Source organism: Flavobacterium omnivorum, assembly GCF_900099915.1.
Lineage (GTDB): Bacteria > Bacteroidota > Bacteroidia > Flavobacteriales > Flavobacteriaceae > Flavobacterium > Flavobacterium omnivorum.
Genome location: NZ_FNDB01000022.1, coordinates 15,435 through 37,714, shown reverse-complemented (window position 1 = coordinate 37,714; position 22,280 = coordinate 15,435). Strand labels below are relative to the sequence as shown.

Annotated in this window: 20 protein-coding genes and 4 tRNA genes; 22 read left to right on the top strand and 2 right to left on the bottom strand. The window is 35.1% G+C overall.

Annotated features, from left to right (window positions below):
- Window positions 1-270: 270 nt before the first annotated feature.
- From BLS90_RS15150 to BLS90_RS15130, 5 genes are all read left to right on the top strand, one after another.
- Complete coding sequence (locus tag BLS90_RS15150; protein WP_091259109.1) at window positions 271-2,196, top strand: putative porin; 1,926 nt, start codon at window positions 271-273, stop codon at window positions 2,194-2,196.
- 250 nt (window positions 2,197-2,446) lie between these two features.
- Window positions 2,447-3,808 (top strand): pyridoxal-phosphate dependent enzyme, encoded by a 1,362-nt coding sequence (locus BLS90_RS15145; protein ID WP_091259107.1) that lies wholly within the window; start codon window positions 2,447-2,449, stop codon window positions 3,806-3,808.
- A 176-nt stretch (window positions 3,809-3,984) separates the two neighbouring features.
- Window positions 3,985-4,467 (top strand): 3'-5' exonuclease, encoded by a 483-nt coding sequence (locus BLS90_RS15140; RefSeq protein WP_091259105.1) that lies wholly within the window; start codon window positions 3,985-3,987, stop codon window positions 4,465-4,467.
- Between the two features lie 158 nt (window positions 4,468-4,625).
- On the top strand, window positions 4,626-5,900 hold the full coding sequence (locus BLS90_RS15135) for a DUF2851 family protein (RefSeq protein WP_091259103.1): 1,275 nt from the start codon (window positions 4,626-4,628) through the stop codon (window positions 5,898-5,900).
- 84 nt (window positions 5,901-5,984) lie between these two features.
- Window positions 5,985-6,212 (top strand): PspC family transcriptional regulator, encoded by a 228-nt coding sequence (locus BLS90_RS15130; RefSeq protein ID WP_066082307.1) that lies wholly within the window; start codon window positions 5,985-5,987, stop codon window positions 6,210-6,212.
- Window positions 6,213-6,287: 75 nt separating this feature from the next.
- On the opposite strand, the gene BLS90_RS15125 is transcribed toward BLS90_RS15130, so the two are convergent.
- Window positions 6,288-7,739, bottom strand: coding sequence for an amino acid permease (locus BLS90_RS15125; RefSeq protein WP_091259101.1), 1,452 nt, complete (start codon window positions 7,737-7,739; stop codon window positions 6,288-6,290).
- A 257-nt stretch (window positions 7,740-7,996) separates the two neighbouring features.
- Here BLS90_RS15125 and BLS90_RS15120 point away from each other — a divergent pair, with 257 nt between their 5' ends.
- Complete coding sequence (locus tag BLS90_RS15120) at window positions 7,997-8,884, top strand: ComEA family DNA-binding protein (RefSeq protein ID WP_091259099.1); 888 nt, start codon at window positions 7,997-7,999, stop codon at window positions 8,882-8,884.
- A 177-nt stretch (window positions 8,885-9,061) separates the two neighbouring features.
- Window positions 9,062-10,231: an acyl-CoA dehydrogenase family protein gene (locus tag BLS90_RS15115; protein WP_091259097.1), complete on the top strand. Its 1,170-nt coding sequence runs from the start codon at window positions 9,062-9,064 to the stop codon at window positions 10,229-10,231.
- Between the two features lie 157 nt (window positions 10,232-10,388).
- Here BLS90_RS15115 and BLS90_RS16945 read toward each other — a convergent pair whose 3' ends face one another.
- Window positions 10,389-10,949, bottom strand: coding sequence for an endonuclease/exonuclease/phosphatase family protein (locus tag BLS90_RS16945; RefSeq protein ID WP_394331036.1), 561 nt, complete (start codon window positions 10,947-10,949; stop codon window positions 10,389-10,391).
- Window positions 10,950-11,559: 610 nt separating this feature from the next.
- Here BLS90_RS16945 and rpsU point away from each other — a divergent pair.
- The 15 genes from rpsU to rpoB all read left to right on the top strand — a co-directional run bounded on the left by rpsU (window position 11,560) and on the right by rpoB (window position 22,031).
- A complete protein-coding gene (gene rpsU, locus BLS90_RS15095) occupies window positions 11,560-11,754 on the top strand; it encodes a 30S ribosomal protein S21 (protein ID WP_035670421.1) in 195 nt (64 codons plus the stop codon).
- A gap of 68 nt (window positions 11,755-11,822) precedes the next feature.
- Window positions 11,823-12,719, top strand: a complete 897-nt coding sequence (locus BLS90_RS15090; protein ID WP_091259089.1) for a tyrosine-type recombinase/integrase — start codon at window positions 11,823-11,825, stop codon at window positions 12,717-12,719.
- A 34-nt stretch (window positions 12,720-12,753) separates the two neighbouring features.
- Entirely contained in the window at window positions 12,754-13,056 is a 303-nt protein-coding gene (gene hpf, locus BLS90_RS15085; RefSeq protein ID WP_073354720.1) for a ribosome hibernation-promoting factor, HPF/YfiA family, read from the top strand.
- Between the two features lie 89 nt (window positions 13,057-13,145).
- A tRNA-Thr gene (locus BLS90_RS15080) sits at window positions 13,146-13,219 on the top strand.
- Window positions 13,220-13,354: 135 nt separating this feature from the next.
- Window positions 13,355-13,438, top strand: a tRNA-Tyr gene (locus tag BLS90_RS15075).
- A gap of 86 nt (window positions 13,439-13,524) precedes the next feature.
- A tRNA-Thr gene (locus tag BLS90_RS15070) sits at window positions 13,525-13,596 on the top strand.
- A 54-nt stretch (window positions 13,597-13,650) separates the two neighbouring features.
- A complete protein-coding gene (gene tuf / locus BLS90_RS15065) occupies window positions 13,651-14,838 on the top strand; it encodes an elongation factor Tu (RefSeq protein ID WP_073354708.1) in 1,188 nt (395 codons plus the stop codon).
- A 54-nt stretch (window positions 14,839-14,892) separates the two neighbouring features.
- A tRNA-Trp gene (locus BLS90_RS15060) sits at window positions 14,893-14,963 on the top strand.
- 17 nt (window positions 14,964-14,980) lie between these two features.
- Entirely contained in the window at window positions 14,981-15,178 is a 198-nt protein-coding gene (gene secE, locus BLS90_RS15055; protein ID WP_066082297.1) for a preprotein translocase subunit SecE, read from the top strand.
- Window positions 15,179-15,188: 10 nt separating this feature from the next.
- Complete coding sequence (gene nusG, locus BLS90_RS15050) at window positions 15,189-15,740, top strand: transcription termination/antitermination protein NusG (RefSeq protein ID WP_091259087.1); 552 nt, start codon at window positions 15,189-15,191, stop codon at window positions 15,738-15,740.
- A 66-nt stretch (window positions 15,741-15,806) separates the two neighbouring features.
- The gene (gene rplK / locus BLS90_RS15045; RefSeq protein WP_066082293.1) at window positions 15,807-16,244 is read left to right on the top strand and encodes a 50S ribosomal protein L11; all 438 of its coding nucleotides are present in this window, start codon (window positions 15,807-15,809) and stop codon (window positions 16,242-16,244) included.
- Between the two features lie 13 nt (window positions 16,245-16,257).
- Window positions 16,258-16,947 (top strand): 50S ribosomal protein L1, encoded by a 690-nt coding sequence (gene rplA / locus BLS90_RS15040; protein ID WP_066082291.1) that lies wholly within the window; start codon window positions 16,258-16,260, stop codon window positions 16,945-16,947.
- A gap of 22 nt (window positions 16,948-16,969) precedes the next feature.
- Entirely contained in the window at window positions 16,970-17,482 is a 513-nt protein-coding gene (gene rplJ, locus BLS90_RS15035) for a 50S ribosomal protein L10 (RefSeq protein ID WP_091259083.1), read from the top strand.
- Between the two features lie 92 nt (window positions 17,483-17,574).
- Complete coding sequence (gene rplL / locus BLS90_RS15030; protein ID WP_039109063.1) at window positions 17,575-17,943, top strand: 50S ribosomal protein L7/L12; 369 nt, start codon at window positions 17,575-17,577, stop codon at window positions 17,941-17,943.
- A gap of 275 nt (window positions 17,944-18,218) precedes the next feature.
- Window positions 18,219-22,031: a DNA-directed RNA polymerase subunit beta gene (rpoB, locus tag BLS90_RS15025; RefSeq protein WP_091259081.1), complete on the top strand. Its 3,813-nt coding sequence runs from the start codon at window positions 18,219-18,221 to the stop codon at window positions 22,029-22,031.
- Window positions 22,032-22,280: the final 249 nt, after the last annotated feature.

Sequence of the window (22,280 nt, the reverse complement as noted above, 5' to 3'; positions counted from 1 at the left end):
ATTTAAAGAAGTTAGCTTAATGTATAATAGTATCAAAATTGAAAATTGGAAGACTTAGTATGAGTTGTATATAGCAGCAATACTTAATAAGTTACTTTTCCCGCATACTTTAAATAATGAGTTGGTTTCTTGTCTAGTTTAAATTTTTATTTAGTTATTTAACTACCTTTGCTTTTTTGTACTTTGATGTTGGTATGAAATCCAAATTAATGTCTGCAGTCTAACGTAATTCTATTACTGCTCCAAAATTAATTCCTGTATTCTTTATTTATGAAAAAAGCGGTATTATTATTTTTATTAGTAACAAACGTATGTATTGCTCAAGATTTAAGTCTACAAAAGCGAATTAAAGATACAACAGCAGCTAAAATTGCCACCATCGATTTGTATAAGGTGATTACAATCGAAAATGATACGACCTATATCGATACATCACTGACGATTCAAAAAGAGTACAGTCATAATTATTTGCGAAAAGATATTTTTGGATTGTTACCGTTTGCTAATGACGGTCAAACGTATAATACGTTGCAATACAGCTTAACGGATTTTTCTCCGTATCCTGAATTTGGCTTTAAAGCCAAACATTTTAATTTTTTAGAAGCCAACCAAATTAGGTATTATTCTGTTGCAACTCCCGTAACCGAATTGTATTTTAAAACTACAATCAAGAAAGGACAATCTGTTGATGCTTTTATTACCCTAAATACTTCTGAAAATCTAAATTTTTCAATAGCTTATAAAGGACTGCGGTCTGAAGGGGAGTATCTCAATCAATTGTCTAGTACTGGAAACTTTAGATTTACGACTAATTATAATACAAAGAACAAACGTTATTTTGCGAAAGCGCATTATACCTTTCAAGATATTCTCAACGAAGAAAACGGCGGAATTACTACCATCGATAATTTTGAGAGCGAAGACCCAAACTACAATAACCGACAGCGATTTGAAGTGTATTTTAATGATGCTAAATCCTTTTTAAAAGGCAAGCGCGTTTTTTTAGATCACAATTTTAGAGTCAACCCAAATAAAGGAGCAAATAATCTTTATGTAACGCATCAATTTAATTACGAGAATAAGTTTTTCGAATACAATCAAGCCACACTTTTGTCAACCGTAGGTTCAGAGCAGATAAATCGTTTTGGAGATTCTTTTCTGGATAGTGGTATTAATGATCAAACGCGTTATAATAAAATGTACAATAGAGTAGGGTTGATTTATGAGAACACTACTTTGGGAAATTTTCAATTTTTCATTGATGATTTTAGGTCTAATTATTACTATAATCGGATTTTGGTGTTTGATAATCAAAACACAATTCCTAGTGCATTCAGTCAGCAAATCAACAGCGCTGGTGGACAATATGAATACCGACGTGATAAGTGGAAAGGTAAATTTTTATATTCCCGATCGGTAACGGCACAGTCGCTGTCTAATTTGGATGCGAATTTGCAATATGATGTAAATGATGAAATTCAGTTGGTTTTTCAATATCAGAATATAAACAAATTACCCAATAATAATTATAATTTGCATCAAAGTAGTTACGTACAGTACAATTGGTCCAATGAGTTCAAGAATGAAAAAATTAATACCATAAAAGCCAATGCAATTTCGCCGTGGATAAATGCAGAATTACAGTTTTCAGTTTTGAATGATCATTTGTATTTTACAGATGTATCGACTGCGCAGCAGAAAGCAGCAAAAACGCAAATTGTAGCTCCTGCGCAATACGATGGAACAATCAATTATTTGTCGGTTAAAATTAGTAGAGAATTAAAATTCGGGAATTTTGCTTTGGATAACACCATTCTCTATCAAAAAACAGAACAGCAGGACGCTATATTAAATGTTCCAGCAATTGTGACGCGCAATACATTTTACTTTTCGGATTTTATATTTAAAAAAGCCTTGTTTCTGCAAACAGGTATTTCGTTAAATTATTTTTCTAATTATTATGCAAATGAATACAATCCTGTTATTGGAGAGTTTTTTGTTCAAAAAGACAAACAAATTGGGAACCATCCCAATCTTGATTTTTTTATAAATGCAAAAATCCAAAGAACAAGAATCTATTTTAAAGCAGAACATTTTAATTCCGCGCTCACCGGGAATAACTTTTATGCTTCTCCTAACAATCCATCCAGAGATTTTACCATTCGATTTGGGTTGATTTGGAATTTTTTCAATTAACAAGATAAAAAAAAGCACTTTCTAGAGGAGTCTTGATTAGCTTTTTTTAGGATGTATTTAGTTTTATTTACTCGTTTCAAGGGGCACCTATAGCGATGATACTCTAAATGAAATTGATTCTATTGCTGCTTTATAAAATAGGAGTGAAGGAATCTTTTATCCTATTTTTCACAACGAATATTATTTTGTAACAAAATACTATCTTTGCACCATTATTTACAACAAATTACAATCTTAAATTTACGATACAATGCGTTACGCAGAAAATATATTAGGTACAATAGGCAACACGCCATTAGTTAAACTAAATAAAGTAACCGCTGAAGTGGATGCTTTGGTGCTTGCAAAAGTGGAAACATTCAATCCAGGGAATTCTGTTAAAGACAGGATGGCTGTAAAAATGATTGCCGATGCGGAAGCTGATGGCAGATTAAAGCCTAGCGGAACCATCATTGAAGGAACTTCAGGAAATACGGGAATGGGTTTGGCTTTAGTAGCCATCATCAAGGGATACAAACTGATTTGTGTGATATCAGACAAACAGTCTAAAGAAAAGATGGATATTCTTCGCGCCGTAGGGGCAAAAGTAGTGGTGTGCCCTACGGATGTAGAACCTACTGACCCAAGATCTTATTATTCAGTTTCGAAAAGACTGGCCGAGGAGACGCCTAATTCATGGTATGTGAATCAATACGACAATCCATCCAATGCAATAGCGCACTACGAGCAAACTGGTCCTGAAATTTGGGAGCAAACAGAAGGTAAAATTACGCACTTTGTTGTAGGCGTAGGAACTGGCGGAACGATTTCTGGAGTAGCAAAGTATCTAAAAGAACGCAATCCGAATATTAAAATTTGGGGAATTGATACCTATGGTTCTGTGTTTAAAAAATACCACGAAACTGGGATTTTTGACGAAAACGAAATCTATTCCTACATAACCGAAGGAATTGGAGAAGATATTCTTCCCAAAAATGTGGATTTCTCTTTAATAGATGGGTTTACAAAAGTAACGGATAAAGATGCCGCGGTATACACACGTAAAATTGCTTTGGAAGAAGGGATTTTTGTAGGTAATTCAGCAGGCGCAGCTGTAAAAGGATTGTTGCAGCTCAAAGAACATTTCAAACCAGAGGATGTGGTTGTGGTTCTTTTCCATGATTCGGGAAGTCGCTATGTGGGTAAAATGTTCAATGACGATTGGATGCGCGAACGTGGTTTTCTAGAAGACGAAATTACAAAAGCAGAAGATGTGATCAAGGATCATATAGATAAACCATTAATTGTTGTGCGTACCGAAGAATTAGTCTCACATGCAATTGAGCGCATGCGTAAATATAAAATTTCACAAATTCCGGTCATCGATATCAATGGATTTGTTGGCTCTGTGGACGAAAGTGATTTGTTTCAAAGTTATGTAGCGGATAAAGATGTGGCCGATAAACCCATTAAAGAAATTATGGGTAAACCTTTTCCAATTGTAAAACACGGAACCCCAATAGAAGAGGTTTCTAAATTGTTTACTAAAGAAAATGAAGCGGTTTTAGTAGAATTACAAAATGGTAATCACCACATTATTACCAAATATGATATTATTGGTTCAATAAAATAAGAATTTTTTTTTGCCATAAATTAGATTAATCAGTACAAATTTATTTTGTGTTTGTTCTTTTAATTTGTGGCTTTTTTTTTGATTATTATTAAAACCTAAATTCCGCTTATTGCTCATAATCGCTAAGCCACAACCAATCACCCACGACAGACAATCGATAACCTAAAACTCCGAAAATGACATTCACCGCTATAGATTTTGAGACTGCCACCGCTTATCATCCATGTTCTGTGGGAATTGTTACTGTAGAAAACGGAATAATTGTGGATGAGTTTGTAACCTTGATCAAACCACCAAATAACCTGTTTTCTCCCTTTACAATACAAGTTCACGGGATTTATCCTCACGATACACTTCATGCAAAATCATTCATACAGGTATATCCAGAAATTAAAAAGCGGCTACAAAATAGAGTGGTAGTGGCGCACAATGAAAGTTTTGACCGAAATGTTTTAGCGAAATCGATGGTGCTGTACGGTTTGGATTATGCGGATTTAAATCTCGCAGCCCGATGGGAATGCACGGTGAAAATCTATAAAAGCAAAGGACTAAAACCAACCAAATTGAGTGATTGCTGCCGTGAGATGAACATCGTTTTGAATCACCACGAAGCTTTATCCGATGCTCGGGCTTGCGCCAAATTGTATCTGCTACGGTAAATGTACTTAGATTTTAAATGCATGTTGTTTAAAGTAAGACTTCTTGTCTAATTTACTATCTTAGTTCTCCTTTAATGATGAAATGTGAAATCCTCAATTTTGTCTTTCGCTCTTTTTAATAGAGCGGTTTGGGTTGAGGAGTGTCTAAAATCTAAAATATGAAAGAAGATTTTCTCCATTACCTTTGGAAATTCAAGAAGTTTGATGCTTTGAATTTGAGAACTTTCAATGATGAAGAAATCACAATTATTAATGTTGGTCAGTATCTTGAATTGGCAGGTCCTGATTTTTTCAATGCTCAAATCACCATTGGAAATCAAAAATGGGCTGGAAACGTTGAAATTCATCTTAAATCTTCAGACTGGTATGTGCATCATCACGAACTTGATTCAGCGTATGAAAATGTAATTCTTCATGTGGTTTGGGAACACGACACCGAGATTTATAGAAGCAATAATATTGAAATTCCCGTCTTGGAACTTAAAAAATATGTTGATCCAGTAACCATCCAAAACTATCAGTCTTTAATGGCTCCTAAATCATGGATTTTCTGTGAAAAGCAAATTAAAGAGGTCGATGAATTTGTTTTTAAAAATTGGCAGGAACGCCTGTTTTTTGAACGTTTAGAAAGAAAATCTAAGCCTATTTTTGATTTGTTAGCGCAAACCAGTCAAGATTGGGAAGCTGTTTTGTTTAGTCTTTTGGCTAGGAATTTTGGTTTAAATACAAACGGAGAGACGTTCTTTAAAATGGCCCAATCCATACCTTTTTCCATAATCCGAAAAGAAAGTTTTGAAGTTGAGAATATAGAAGCATTATTTTTTGGATTAGCTGGATTATTGGATTCTGAAAAAGAAGATAATTATTACAAGGATTTAAAATTCAGGTATTTTTATGTGTTGCATAAGTATCAATTAGAGCATTTAATGGCAGATCAAGTTCAGTTTTTTAAGCATAGGCCGGATAATTTTCCAACAATTCGTTTGTCTCAGTTGGCTAATTTGTATCACACACACCAAAATTTATTTTCTAAAATAAGTACTTTGAATTCCTTGAAAAATAGTGTTCAAGTTTTTCAAATAGGAGTTTCTCCTTATTGGGAAAGTCATTATCAGTTTGACAAGGAAAGTCCCATCAAAAAGAAAATGCTTTCTAAATCTTTCGTCGATTTGTTGATGGTGAATACAATAATTCCGCTGCAGTTTGCTTTTGCTAAAAGTCAGGGAAAAGAAATTACGGAAGACTTAATAAATTTACTAAACGGATTGAATCCTGAGAAAAACGCTATCATTGATAAATTTAGTTCATTTGGGATCGTTTCAAAAAGTGCTTTTGACACACAATCGTTGCTGCAACTTAAAAAGGAATATTGTAATAAAAGTAGGTGCTTAGAATGTGCTTTGGGATTGGAATTAATTAAAAGTAGGGTGTAAAGATCTCCAAAGGAAAAGGCACTTATTAATGCCTTAACCGATTGGTAAATTTTGTAATTTTGCTCCAACAAAAAACTCAAGAAAATGTCAGCAATTATTAAGCTCAAGTTCTTTTTTGAAAAGCACGGCTTTCACGTTTCCTCCCGTTTAGCGGATACATTAGGAATGCGCGCCAGTAGTGTGCGGCTTTTTTTTATTTATTTGTCATTCGTAACTGCAGGATTGTGGTTTGCAGTTTATCTAACCTTGGCTTTTTGGATTCGGTTAAAGGATTTAATACGAGCTAAACGTACGTCAGTTTTTGATTTGTAAGAAGGTATTAAAATAAAAAAGGGGATTATAAAGTATAAGTACTTTATAATCCCCTTTTTTATTTTAATACTAAATCTATTTATCAGGATTGTTTAATTTACTGTTTTTCTTTCCGTAAACAAAGTACAGTGCAACACCCAGTGCCATCCATATAATCAATCGAATCCAACTTTCGTACGGTAGCGAGTACATCAAGTAACTACATACTAAAACTCCAGCAATAGGAACGTAAGGAACGAATGGGGTTTTAAAAGATCGTGGTGCATCTGGCATTTTTTTACGCATCACTAATACGCCGATACAAACTAATACAAAGGCTAACAAGGTTCCAATACTAACCATGTGACCCAAATCACTTACCGGTACGAAACCTGCAAAAAGGCTCACAAATACCATGAAAAAAAGATTTGTTTTCCAAGGAGTTCTAAATTTTGAATGAATGTCGCTGAAGAAAGCAGGAAGTAATCCATCTTTACTCATCGTATAGAAAACGCGACTTTGTCCCATTAGCATCACCAACATTACCGAGGTGTATCCTGCCAAAATAGCGACAATTAATCCAGTTTGAAGGAACGTATAGCCAGTTACTGCAAATGCTGTTGCAGCTGGTTTTGCATCGCCTGCAAATTCATAATAGGGTACAAGACCCGTCATAACATGAGCAAATAATACATACAATATTGTACAAATTACCAAGGATCCTAAAATACCAATTGGCATTCCTTTTTGAGGATTTTTCGCTTCTTGTGCAGCAGTTGAAACGGCATCAAAACCAATGAAGGCAAAGAAAACAGTTCCGGCTCCAGCAGCTATTCCTGACCAACCAAACTGACCTTTAACACCAATGTTTTCTGGAATATATGGGGAATAATTTGCAGGATCAATATAGTCCCATCCTAAAACAATAAACATGATTACAACAATAACCTTTACTACTACTAAAATATTATTGATTGAGGCAGATTCTTTAGTTCCTCTAATTAATAATAATGACAGTGCAGAAACGATCAAAATAGCAGGAAGGTTAATATATCCTCCTTCGATAACGGTACCGTCACCTAATGTTAAGGTTTCCCAGGGAGAACATATAAATTTCGGATTCAGATGAATGCCGTACTTATTTAATAATTCCAGTAAATATCGAGACCAGCTAACTCCAACGGTAGCGGCACCTAATGCGTATTCAAGAACTAAATCCCAACCTATAATCCATGCCATAAATTCTCCCATGGTGGCGTAGGAATAAGTATAAGCACTACCTGCAACAGGTATCATGGAGGCAAATTCAGCATAGCAAAGTCCTGCAAAGGCACATCCTACTGCAGCTAAGATAAAAGAAAGGGTAACTGCTGGACCTGCGTGTTCCGCAGCAGCAATACCAGTTAATGAGAATAATCCAGCTCCAATAATAGCTCCAACTCCAAGTGCTACTAATGAACGTGATGACAAAGTCCTTTTTAATCCTTTTTCGGATTCTGACGCTTCATTAAGCAAGACCGAAAGGGGTTTAGTTTTCCAAATTGACATGGGTTATATGGTTTTGTTTGTTATTAAGCTCCAAATGTATTCTTTTTTACAAAAAATAAAAAACAATAATTTAGTTTTAAGTTATAAAATACAATATAATATGCTTTACCTTAATTAAATCTTTTGAAAACCCGATATATTGGGCGCTATCAACGTGTTATTTTTTTTTAAAATATTTATCTTCACAATGTAACAGGTCTTACTTTTATTTATAAATTTAGATTTCCTTTATCATTAGGTAAATACAATCGCATCAAATGAGTTTTAAAACGATTCAGACTTATTTTAAGTTTTCTAAAGAGCAACGCACAGGCATCTTCTGTCTGTTTGTAATCATCATTTCTTTACAACTAGTCTATTGTTTTGTTGATTTTACCCCAGTAACAAAAGAGGATCCAGCGAAACAAAAATGGCTTTCGCTTCAATCTGGATTAGACTCCATGAAAAGGAGTGCCGAAATTAGGGCGCCAAAAATATATCTTTTCAATCCCAATTTCATAACGGACTATAAAGGGTATAAATTGGGCATGTCCGTAAAGGAGATTGATCGATTGTTAGCCTTTAGAAAGAATAATAAATTTGTAAATTCTGCTGAAGAATTTCAGGATATTACTAAAGTGTCGGATTCTTTATTGCATAAGATTGCACCATTTTTTAAATTTCCGGATTGGGTAAACAGTAAAAAAGAGTCTAATAAATTTAAAAAGTATACCAATTCGGCTTTCGCCCAAAAAGAAAAAATAGTAGTCGTAGACATGAATCGGGCAACAAGAGAGGATCTGATTAAAATTTATGGTATCGGCGAAGCGATTTCCCTTCGAATTTTAAAACAAAAAGAAGCTTTAGGAGGGTTTGTGTCCATGGAACAAATGCAGGATGTGTGGGGATTGTCGTCAGAAGTGATCGAAAATTTGAACACCCATTTTAAGATCATAACGCTGCCTGAATTTAAGAAAATTGACATCAATAACGCCTCATTAAAAGAGCTTTCACAGTTTTATTATTTCAGGTATGCCTTGGCAAAAGAAATTGTGACCTACAGAAGCATGAAAGGAGATTTTAACAATATTGAGGATTTAACAAAAATTAAGGGATTTCCTGTTGATAAAGCAAAAATAATTGACTTATATTTGGACTTTGATTAAAAGTCTATAATTCGCTGATCTAAAATAGTGTAATTTGCTGCAAAACGGTTGTTTTGTGCCATAATTCTTTTTTAAGGTACAGCTTGATGGCTTCATTTAAAAAATCTTAAATCTGAAACGCATAGCTGTTGCTTTTTGTTTCAATTACATCAATTTGTTAAAAATAATAATAGTTATATGAATTCAAGTTATTTCACAGAAGAACACCAATTATTTAGAGAAAGTTTAAAAGGTTTTTTGCAAAAAGAAGTGGTGCCTCATATTGAAAAATGGGAGAAAACCGGGTCAATTGAGCGATTTATATGGAAGAAGTTTGGGGATATGGGCTTTTTTGGAATCGGGTATCCAGAGGCTTACGGTGGATTGAATTTAGATTTATTTTACACCGTTATTTTTCTAGAAGAACTTCAAAAAATTAAATCATCTGGTTTTGCTGCTGCTATGTGGGCTCATTCTTATTTAGCCATGACGCATTTGAATGCAGAAGGAGACGAAAGAATAAAGCAAGATTATTTAGCTCCAAGTATTGCTGGTGACAAAATAGGCGCTTTGTGTATAACAGAACCTTTTGGTGGTAGTGATGTTGCGGGTATGCGCACTAATGCAGTCAAAAAGGGAGACAAATACATTATTAACGGGTCTAAAACATTCATTACCAATGGTGTTTATGCTGATTATTATATAGTCGCTGCAAAAACAAGTCCTGAGCTGGGGAATAAAGGGATTAGTATCTTTTTAATGGATACGAACTTGAAAGGAGTTTCAGCTATAAAACTGGATAAATTAGGATGGAGAGCATCCGATACGGCCGAAATTGCATTTGATAATGTGGAGATTCCTGTCGAGAATTTGATGGGAGAAGAAGGAAAGGGGTTTCCTTATATTATGCAACATTTTGCTTTAGAGCGCTTGATTATGGCTATAAACGGTCATGCGAGAGCGGAATACGCAATTGATTATACAATAGAGTACATGTCGCAGCGCGAGGCTTTTGGAAAAAAAATAAATAAATTTCAAGCATTGAGACATACGTTAGTAGAGCATGCAACAGAGGTAGAGCATTGTAAAGTATTTAATTATGCAGCCGTAGCACGATTAGACAAAGGAGAATATGTAGTTAAAGAAGCTACTATGGCTAAATTAAAATCTACTAAAGTCGCAGATGAAACAATTTATAGTTGTTTGCAAATGTTGGGAGGTTATGGTTACATGGAAGAATATCCTTTAGCACGTTTGTTTAGAGACAGTCGTTTAGGTCCAATAGGAGGTGGAACTTCTGAGATTCTTAAGGAGATTTTATCAAAAATGATAATTGATAAGCAAGATTATAAGCCAGCGGTGAAATAGTTTCTGACTTATAGTTAATTCAGTTCTGACCCAGCAAGTGTTGAAGATTTTTCCAATTTTATCCTATTTTAATAGGGATTGGTGAAATGTAAAACATAGTGATTGTTAGAAAGTAATTGAATTAGTAAACATATTTAAAATTATAAAAAAGCGATAATCAAGTACGGTTATCGCTTTTTTCATTTATTCCTTCTTTTATTATTTCTTGAACAATCTCCTGTTCTCCATCTTTGAGGTTTTCTGTTAAATGCTCTTGTTTTGCAGTTTTCTTGTTGATGAAAAATTTTGCGTATATTGGAAAATGATCAGATCCAAAATGTTCTAAGCTTTTTAATTCCTCAATATATACATCTGCTGTATGAAACATCAAGTCGATAGGAAATCTTAAAAACCAATATTTGGTATGAAAACTTGAAATGAATCCTCTGCCAATTCTTCCGTCTATTGTTCCGCTGGTTTTTCTAAATAAAATAGAGGATTTTGCCCAGGCCACATTGTTGAAGTCTCCTACTATTACGCAGGTGTCGGAGTTCTGTTTTATTTTTTTTGCGATACTTAAAAGCGCTCCATCACGCTCTTTGGAATTTTCTTCCTCTGTAGGACTTGGCGGCGGAGGATGTACCGCAAAGAAAGTAAATTCAAAATTGTCAGGAGTTCTAATTTCGGCTTCAATGCTGGGCAGATCATCCGCTACAAAATGAGGAACACGACGCTTTATTATCTAAAATTGAGAATATAAATGCATGCCGTAGGTGTTGTTTAAGGCTACTTTGACGCTGTGTTTGCAGTCGTCGTCCAAAACGGAGAGTGCCTTTTCTCAATTTTCATCAGATTCCATTGTTAAAAAAATAGCTGGATTGTATTTAGCAATCAGAGCTATAAATTTTTCGTGTTCTTTATTTTCTTGAAATACATTTGCCGAAAGGGCCGTAATTTTTTCTGAAGAAGTGTCGCAAGGTTCTTTTTGTATGGACTTGTAAAAAGAAGTGCATTTATATAGTGCGACTGTGTGACTATCGATGCTTAACAGTCTCAATAACTGAAGAATACGGAGTAAAAAATAAGATTCGTCTATCAGAATAAAGCTGAGGACTAAAGCCGTAATTTGTAAAATAAATATTTAAATTTTTCCAAATTCAAATACGCTATAGAATCAATGTGTCAGCGGCGTATAAGGTAATATACTTGCTAAAAGTAGTAAAATAGAAATTGCGATAAACCACATAAATAGTTTCTTAGTTTGTAAAATTAAATAAAATTACGCAATTACTTGTTAGTTCATATTATTATCCTACTTTTGCAGACTAAAGAAAGGGGGTGTCTATATTATGTTAATTATACCAATTAAAGACGGAGAAAATATCGATAGAGCGTTAAAACGCTACAAAAGAAAATTTGATAAAACAGGAACTGTTCGTCAACTAAGAGCACGTACTGCTTTTATTAAGCCTTCAGTAACGAATAGAATCAAAATTCAAAAAGCGGCTTATATCCAAAATATGAGAGATAACTTAGAGAGTTAGTCGATTCCATTAAATTAAAATACCGTTAGTCATCAAAATTTTATAACTTTGATGCTAACGGTTTTTTTATGTCTACAAATAAAGATGCATTTCGGGATTACCTCCAGTTGGAGAAAAAATACTCTACACATACCGTCACGGCTTACTGTGATGACCTCGATTCTTTTGAATCATTCCATAAATCGCATTTTGACCAAGAAGAAATAGATCAGGTGGGCTACGGCCAAATTAGAAATTGGATTGTAGTATTGGTTAATAGTGCTGTTTCTAATGTTTCAGTAAATAGAAAGATGGCTTCTTTGAAAGCTTTTTACAAATTTCTTGTAAAGACAAAGCAAATAGAGACTAGTCCAATGTTGAGGCACAAGGCGCTTAAGGTTCCAAAAATAATACAAATCCCTTTTTCTGAAAAAGAAGTGACCGAGGTTTTGAATCAGCTGCAAACGACGGTTGGTTTTGAGGACATCAGAAATAAGCTAATCATTGATTTGCTCTACACAACAGGGATGCGTCGAGCGGAATTAATTCATCTTAAAATGGCAAATATTGACTTAGCAAATCGGGTAGTCAAAGTGGTTGGGAAGCGAAACAAAGAACGAATTATTCCTATTTTGCCGGTGATAGCAGATCAATTTAATTGGTACCTGAAAGAACGTACTTCGGTATTAGTAGGTAAAGATGAGGATTATTTTTTTCTCACTAAAAAAGGGTTAAAATTAAATGATTCCTTTGTGTATCGTCTAATTAATTCTTACTTTAGTACTGTCTCTGAAAAAGTAAAAAAAAGTCCACATATATTGCGACATACTTTTGCTACCCATTTATTAAACAATGGAGCAGATTTGAATTCAGTGAAAGAATTATTAGGACATTCCAGTCTGGCGTCTACGCAGATTTACACCCATAATAGTCTTTCAGAGCTTAAAAGTGTATACAAAGAGGCTCACCCTCGCGGACGGAAGTGATTTTACAAATGTTTAACAATTAAAAAAGATGATTATGAAGGTAAGTGTTCATGCAGTTAACTTTGCTGTTGACAAAAAGCTAGTAGATTTTGTTCAAGAACGATTGGACAAGTTGGAGAAGTATTACGATAAAGTCGTGTCTGCAGATGTTTTTTTAAAAGTTGAAAAGACAAGTGATAAAGAAAATAAAATTGCAGAGATAAAAATTAATGTTCCTGGAGACGATTTTTTAGTTAAAAAACAATGTAAAACATTTGAAGAGGCAGTAGAACTCTCTTCAGAATCACTAGAGCGGTTGCTGGTAAAAAGAAAAGAAAAAATAAGTTCGCATATTTAATATAAATTTTTTTAAAAAATGTTTTGATTGAGAGATAAAATCTATACATTTGCAGTCCGTTAGAAATAGCGGACTTTTTTTATTGATTCGCCAGCGTAGCTCAGTTGGCTAGAGCAGCTGATTTGTAATCAGCAGGTCGTGGGTTCGAGTCCCTCCGCCGGCTCAAGAAAGAGGATGGTTGTAGTGCTTCGCAGGGTATTGCTTTGAATCTTTAAAGAGGAGAAGGTAATCTCGGGTGAGGTCAAGGGGAGATCCTTCGCTGAATCTAGACTGTAAGGGTTTGACAATAAAAAGAGTAGGGGAGATACTCAAGCGGCCAACGAGGGCAGACTGTAAATCTGCTGTGTAAACTTCGCAGGTTCGAATCCTGCTCTCCCCACCAAAAGAATTTAGATTTTAGAATTTAGATGCCCGGACTGTAAAGTTCTACTATCGAAGACCTAAGATCAGGAATCTAAAATCTTTACCGCCGGTGTAGCTCAGGGGTAGAGTGCTTCCTTGGTAAGGAAGAGGTCTCGGGTTCAATTCCCGACATTGGCTCAAGTAAGTAGGAGATTGAAATTAAATATATAAATAGATTAAAAATTAAGTAAAATGGCAAAAGAAACCTTTAACCGTAACAAGCCCCACTTAAACATTGGTACAATTGGGCACGTGGATCACGGAAAAACTACATTAACTGCAGCGATAACTAAAGTGTTATCTGATGCTGGTTACTGTCAAGCAAAATCATTTGATCAAATTGATAATGCTCCAGAAGAAAAAGAAAGAGGTATTACAATTAATACATCACACGTAGAGTATGAAACTGCTAATCGTCATTACGCTCACGTTGACTGTCCAGGTCACGCGGATTACGTAAAGAACATGGTTACTGGTGCTGCTCAAATGGATGGTGCTATTCTTGTTGTAGCTGCTACAGATGGACCAATGCCACAAACACGTGAGCACATCCTATTAGGTCGCCAAGTTGGTATTCCTAGAATGGTTGTATTCATGAATAAAGTGGATATGGTTGATGATGAGGAATTACTTGAATTAGTTGAGATGGAAATCAGAGACTTGTTATCTTTCTACGAATATGATGGAGATAATGGTCCAGTTGTTCAAGGTTCAGCTTTAGGTGGATTGAATAATGATCCAGTTTGGGTACCAAAAATTCTTGAATTGATGGAAGCTGTTGACTCTTGGATTGAAGAGCCAGTAAGAGACGTTGCAAAACCTTTCTTAATGCCTGTTGAAGATGTATTTTCAATCACTGGTCGTGGAACTGTAGCAACAGGTCGTATCGAAACTGGTGTTGCTAATACTGGAGATCCAGTTGAAATCATTGGTATGGGTGCTGAAAAATTGACTTCTACTATTACGGGAGTTGAGATGTTTCGTAAAATCCTTGATAGAGGAGAAGCAGGAGACAACGTAGGTATTCTTTTAAGAGGTATTCAAAAAGAAGACATCAAAAGAGGAATGGTTATTTGTAAGCCAGGTTCAGTTAAACCACATGCAACATTTAAAGCAGAGGTTTACATCTTGAAAAAAGAAGAAGGTGGTCGTCATACGCCATTTCATAATAACTACCGTCCACAGTTCTATGTACGTACAACTGATGTAACAGGTATCATTACTTTGCCAGAAGGTGTAGAGATGGTTATGCCTGGGGATAACTTAACTATTAGTGTTGTATTGCTTAGCGCAATTGCATTAAGTGTTGGTTTACGTTTTGCTATCCGTGAAGGTGGTAGAACAGTAGGTGCTGGTCAGGTAACTGAAATAACAGCATAGTTATATTAAATTATATAGCCAGTAATTATTATAATGGTGGTTACTGGCTTTAATACGGGCGTAGTTCAAGGGTAGAATAGCGGTCTCCAAAACCGTTGATGGGGGTTCGAATCCCTCCGCCCGTGCAAAAAAACAAATCATAATGACAAAAGTTGTAAATTACATATCTGAAGCATTTGAGGAATTAAAGTCAAATGTAACTTGGCCAGCTTGGCCTGAGGTGCAACGTCTAACGATTGTTGTTGCTGTCTTTTCAGTATTGTTCGCCTTGGCAACTTGGGGAGTAGACGAAATTTTTGCAAAAGCTTTAGCTGGATTTTTTAACTGGATAAAAGCTTAAATTTTTTGTTATGGCAGATAATAATATTAAAAAGTGGTATGTCGTTAGGGCAGTAAGCGGACAAGAGAATAAGGTAAAAGCATATATCGAGACCGAAATCGCAAGATTAGCTATGGGTGATTATGTTTCCCAAGTTTTAGTTCCTACTGAAAAAGTCGTTACCGTTAAAGAAGGAAAAAAAATAATCAAAGACAAAGTTTATTTTCCGGGTTATGTTATGATTGAGGCAAATCTTATTGGAGAAATACCTCATATTATTAAGTCCATAACAAGCGTTATTGGATTTTTAGGGGAAATTAAAGGTGGAGAGCCTGTTCCTTTAAGAATTTCAGAAGTAAACAGAATGTTAGGTAAGGTGGATGAGTTAGCGGTTAATACCGATACGCGTGCAATACCTTTTAATATTGGAGAAACAATTAAGGTTGTTGACGGTCCGTTCAATGGTTTCAACGGAACTGTGGAGAAAATTAATGAAGAAAAGCGTAAATTAGAGGTAATGGTAAAGATTTTCGGAAGAAAAACACCATTAGAGTTGAGTTTTATGCAAGTTGAAAAAGTATAATTTTTGTTACATCTATAATATCCATTGCAATCGCTTCCAATGATTGTAGTGTTAAATTTTTAAAAAATGGCTAAAGAAATTAGTAAGGTAGTTAAACTACAAGTTAAGGGAGGTGCTGCGAATCCATCGCCACCGGTTGGACCTGCTTTAGGAGCTGCTGGGGTAAACATCATGGAGTTTTGCAAGCAATTTAATGCAAGAACTCAAGATAAACCCGGCAAAATATGCCCAGTACAAATTACTGTGTATAAAGACAAATCGTTTGATTTTGTCGTAAAAACTCCTCCAGCAGCAGTTCAGTTAATGGAAGCTGCAAAGCTAAAATCTGGTTCTGGTGAGCCTAATCGTAAAAAAGTAGCTAGTGTTACTTGGGAACAAATTAGAGCTATTGCTGAAGACAAGATGCCAGACTTAAATGCATTCACTATGGAGTCTGCAATGAGTATGGTTGCTGGAACAGCTAGATCTATGGGTATAACTGTATCAGGAGACGCTCCTTTTTAATTAAGAGAAAGACATGGCAAAATTGACAAAAAAGCAAAAAGAGGCTGCTTCAAAAATTGAAAAGAACAAACTATATTCTCTTAAAGATGCTGCGGCATTGATAAAAGTAGTTGCTTCTGCAAAATTTGATGAGTCTGTTGATATCGCAGTACGTTTGGGTGTAGATCCAAGAAAAGCGAATCAAATGGTTAGAGGTGTGGTAACATTACCTCATGGAACTGGTAAAGACGTTAAAGTATTAGCATTGGTTACTCCAGATAAAGAAGCGGAAGCTTTAGCAGCTGGTGCAGACTTTGTAGGTCTTGACGATTATTTACAAAAAATCAAAGATGGTTGGACAGATGTTGATGTAATTATCACAATGCCATCTGTTATGGGTAAATTAGGTCCGTTAGGTCGTATTTTAGGACCTAGAGGTTTAATGCCTAACCCGAAAACAGGGACTGTAACTATGGATGTTGCAAAAGCTGTTGCTGAGGTTAAAGCTGGTAAAATCGATTTCAAAGTTGATAAAACTGGTATAGTGCATGCAGGAATTGGGAAAGTTTCTTTTGGAACAGAACAAATCATTGACAATGCTCACGAAATTATTCAAACATTAATCAAACTTAAACCAACTGCGGCTAAAGGAACTTACATTAAAAGTATTTACCTAACTAGCACAATGAGTCCTGCAATTGCATTGGATCCTAAAGCAGTATAATTGGTAGTTAAAAATTTTTAGTATGACTAGAGAAGAAAAATCAATCGCGATTGAAGTTTTAACTGCACAGTTAGCCGGTACAAACATTGTTTATGTATCTGATATTTCTGGTATGAATGCAGAATCTACTTCAAACTTGAGAAGGGCTTGTTACAAAGCAGGTATAAAATTAGAGGTTGTAAAAAATACGTTGCTTGCAAAAGCAATGGAGGCTTCTGCTAATGATTATGGTGATTTACCTTCAGTTTTGACAGGTAACAGTGCTATATTTATTTCAGACGTTGCAAATGCACCTGGAAAAATAATTAAAGATTTCAGAAAAAAATCTGCTACCCCATTGTTAAAGGGTGCCTATATTAACGCTGAAATTTACATTGGTGACGATCAATTAGATGCATTAGCAACTATTAAATCTAAAGAAGAGCTTATCGGCGAACTTATTGGTTTATTGCAAGCACCAGCACAAAGAGTTATTTCTGCTCTTCAAAACCAATTTGCGAAAAGCGAAGAGGCTACAGAAGAAGTAGAAGCATAATAAAAAATAGATTTTTCTCTACTTTTTATTAATTAAAAAGCGCACAATAAATAAATTATATTTTTACAAATCATTTTAAAACGATAGAAAAAATGGCAGATTTGAAACAATTCGCAGAACAATTAGTTAACCTAACGGTAAAAGAAGTTAACGAATTAGCAACAATATTAAAAGATGAGTACGGAATCGAACCAGCTGCTGCAGCTGTAGTAGTTTCAGGTGGTGGCGAAGCTGCTGCTGAAGATGTTCAAACTGAATTTACAGTTGTATTAAAAGCAGCAGGTGCTTCTAAATTAGCTGTAGTGAAATTGGTTAAAGAACTTACAGGTTTAGGTTTGAAAGAAGCTAAAGATGTGGTAGATAGCGCACCAAGCAACGTTAAAGAAGGTGTTTCTAAAGAAGAAGCTGAAGGGCTTAAAAAATCTTTAGAAGAAGCTGGAGCTGAGGTTGAACTTAAATAGTTAAAATCAGTTTTAAGAATAAGGTTTAGGTCTTGGGTTTAATCATCCAATGACCTAAACCATTTTTCGTATAACAAAAGGCTGCCTTGTGTTCTTGCATTTTAGTCTTTTAAATAAATTCATTTTACCCATTACGAGGAAAAAAAATTAACAGATAATAAGAAAGTAGTTATCTTAAATTGGTTTTTAAAGATGTAATGGTTGTAAAAGAAAAGTGTAAATAAATGCTATTTACATAAAAAAAATTACTTTTTTAATCAAAATTTTGTCCATTGATGCTAACAAATCAGACTGAAAGATTGAATTTTGCCTCTACAAAAAATATTCCTGACTATCCAGATTTTCTAGATGTTCAGGTTAAATCGTTTAAAGATTTTTTTCAATTAGAAACTAAATCTGACGAAAGAGGTGACGAAGGGCTTTACAATACCTTCATGGAAAATTTCCCAATTACTGATACAAGAAATAACTTTGTATTGGAATTCCTTGATTATTTTGTAGATCCACCACGTTATACTATTCAAGAATGTATAGAAAGAGGACTTACTTATAGTGTGCCTTTAAAAGCAAGGTTAAAACTATATTGTACAGATCCAGAACACGAAGATTTTGAAACTATTGTTCAAGATGTTTATCTTGGTACAATTCCTTATATGACACCAAGTGGTACCTTTGTTATTAATGGCGCCGAACGTGTAGTTGTTTCTCAATTACACAGATCTCCTGGGGTTTTCTTTGGTCAATCATTCCATGCAAATGGAACAAAATTGTATTCTGCCAGAGTAATTCCTTTTAAAGGTTCTTGGATAGAATTTTCTACAGATATAAACAGTGTTATGTATGCTTATATTGACAGAAAGAAAAAATTACCTGTAACTACTTTATTCCGTGCCATTGGATTTGAAAGAGACAAGGATATCCTTGAGATTTTTGATCTTGCAGAGGAAATAAAAGTGTCTAAAACAGGACTTAAAAAGTATATCGGTAGAAAATTAGCTGCTCGTGTATTGAATACATGGCATGAAGATTTCGTTGATGAAGATACAGGTGAAGTCGTTTCTATCGAACGTAACGAAATAATCCTTGATAGAGATACCATTATCGACAAAGATAATGTGGAAGAGATCATTGATTCTAACGTTAAATCTATTTTGTTGCATAAAGAAGATGCTAATCAAGGTGATTATGCCATCATCCATAATACGCTACAAAAAGATCCCACAAACTCTGAAAAAGAGGCTGTAGAACATATTTATAGACAATTGCGTAATGCTGAACCGCCTGATGAAGAAACGGCTCGTGGTATTATTGATAAATTGTTCTTCTCTGACCAACGTTATAACTTAGGTGAAGTAGGTCGTTACAGAATTAATAAAAAATTAGGGTTGGATACTCCAATGGAAAAGCAAGTCTTGACCAAAGAAGATATCATAACTATCGTGAAATATTTGATTGAATTGATCAACTCTAAAGCAGAGATTGATGATATTGATCACTTATCAAACCGTCGTGTAAGAACAGTTGGTGAACAATTGTCTCAACAATTCGGTGTTGGACTAGCGCGTATGGCGAGAACTATTCGTGAGAGAATGAACGTTAGAGATAACGAGGTGTTTACACCAATAGATTTGATTAATGCAAAAACATTATCATCTGTTATCAATTCTTTCTTTGGAACAAACCAGTTGTCTCAGTTTATGGATCAAACGAATCCACTTGCCGAGATTACGCACAAGAGAAGATTATCTGCACTAGGACCAGGTGGACTTTCGAGAGAAAGAGCAGGTTTTGAGGTACGTGACGTTCACTATACGCATTATGGACGTTTATGTCCAATTGAAACTCCTGAGGGACCAAACATTGGTTTGATATCCTCTCTTGGTGTTTATGCTAAAGTAAACGGAATGGGTTTCATTGAAACACCATACCGTAAAGTAACTAATGGAACTGTAGATTTAGTATCTACTCCTGTTTACTTAAGTGCTGAAGAAGAAGAAGGAATGTTAATTGCACAAGCAAACATTCAAATGGATGCTACTGGAAAAATTACTGCCGAAGACGTTATTGCACGTCAAGAGGGTGATTTCCCAGTAATTGAGCCAACAAGAGTGGATTACACCGATGTTGCTCCAAATCAAATTGCTTCTATTTCTGCCTCATTGATTCCTTTCTTGGAACATGATGATGCGAATAGAGCCTTGATGGGATCTAACATGATGCGTCAGGCCGTACCATTAATTCGTCCTGAAGCTCCTATTGTTGGAACTGGTTTAGAGCGTCAAGTAGCTTCTGATTCTAGAGTATTGATTAATGCTGAAGGAGATGGAGTTATAGAATATGTAGATGCAAATATCATCACTATCAAATACGACCGTTCTGAAGAAGAAAGAATGGTAAGTTTTGAGCCTGATGAAAAAACATACAATCTAATTAAATTTAGAAAAACCAATCAAGGTACAAGTATCAACCTGAAACCGATCGTAAGAAAAGGGGATAGAGTGGTGCCTGGACAAGTATTATCAGAAGGATATGCGACTCAAAATGGGGAATTAGCTTTAGGTCGTAACCTAAAAGTTGCTTTTATGCCATGGAAAGGATACAACTTTGAGGATGCGATTGTAATTTCTGAAAAAGTAGTTCGTGACGATATTTTTACCTCTATTCATGTGGATGATTATTCATTAGAAGTTAGAGATACTAAATTAGGTAACGAGGAATTAACGAATGATATACCAAACGTTTCTGAAGAAGCTACTAAAGATTTAGATGAAAATGGTATGATTAGAATTGGAGCCGAGGTTAAACCTGGTGACATTTTGATCGGAAAAATTACTCCAAAAGGAGAATCAGATCCTACTCCGGAAGAGAAATTGCTTCGTGCAATCTTTGGGGATAAAGCAGGTGATGTAAAAGATGCTTCGTTGAAAGCGTCTCCTTCTTTACATGGTGTTGTTTTAGATAAAAAATTGTTCGCAAGAGCCGTAAAAGATAAACGTAAACGTACTCAGGACAAAGATGCTTTAGGAGCACTTGAAATGGAGTTTGAAGTTAAATTTGTTGAATTAAAAGACAAATTAGTGGAGAAACTTTTCTTGATCGTGAACGGAAAAACATCTCAGGGTGTAATGAATGATTTGGGTGAAGAAGTTTTACCAAAAGGTAAAAAATACACACAAAAAATGCTTTATGCTGTAGAAGATTTTGCTCACTTAAGTAAAGGTCAATGGGTTGCAGATGATGCAGCTAATAAAATGGTGAATGATTTAATTCATAACTATAAAATTAAATTGAACGATTTACAGGGTGCTTTACGTAGAGAGAAATTCACGATCACTGTTGGGGATGAATTGCCAGCAGGTATCTTGAAATTAGCGAAAGTATATATAGCCAAAAAACGTAAGTTAAAAGTTGGGGATAAAATGGCGGGACGTCACGGTAACAAAGGTATTGTTGCTCGTATCGTTCGTCATGAAGATATGCCTTTCCTTGAAGACGGAACGCCAGTTGATATCGTGTTGAACCCACTTGGAGTACCTTCACGTATGAACATTGGTCAAATTTATGAAACGGTTCTTGGTTGGGCTGGACAGAACTTGGGTAGAAAATTTGCTACACCAATTTTTGACGGAGCAACTCTTGATCAAATTAATGAATTGACTGATGAAGCTGGAATACCACGTTTTGGACATACCCATTTATATGATGGTGGTACAGGAGAACGTTTCCATCAAGCAGCAACAGTAGGAGTTATCTACATGTTGAAACTGGGTCACATGGTTGACGATAAAATGCACGCACGTTCTATAGGACCGTACTCGTTGATTACTCAACAGCCACTTGGAGGTAAAGCTCAATTTGGAGGACAACGTTTTGGAGAGATGGAGGTTTGGGCACTTGAAGCTTATGGAGCATCAAGTACACTTAGAGAAATCTTGACTGTTAAGTCTGATGATGTTATTGGTAGAGCAAAAACTTACGAAGCTATCGTTAAAGGTGAATCTATGCCAGAACCAGGATTACCAGAATCATTCAATGTATTGATGCATGAATTGAAAGGTCTTGGACTTGACATTCGTTTAGAAGAATAAAAAAAGTTTACAGTATTCAGTTTTCAGGTAGAAATATCTGGAAACTGATTACTCATTTATAAGAGTTTTTAGGATTTAGACCCGTAACCCGTTCCGATTTTTTATAAAATATTAAAAGATTTTATAACTAGCACTTCAAAAATTTGTTGAAGTTTAGAGAAGTGATCCGTGGTAATCTTTTAGTCGCCAGTCAAATGTCATAAAGTTTTAAAGTCTCGAATGACTTTCGACCTTATACCTTAAACTTTC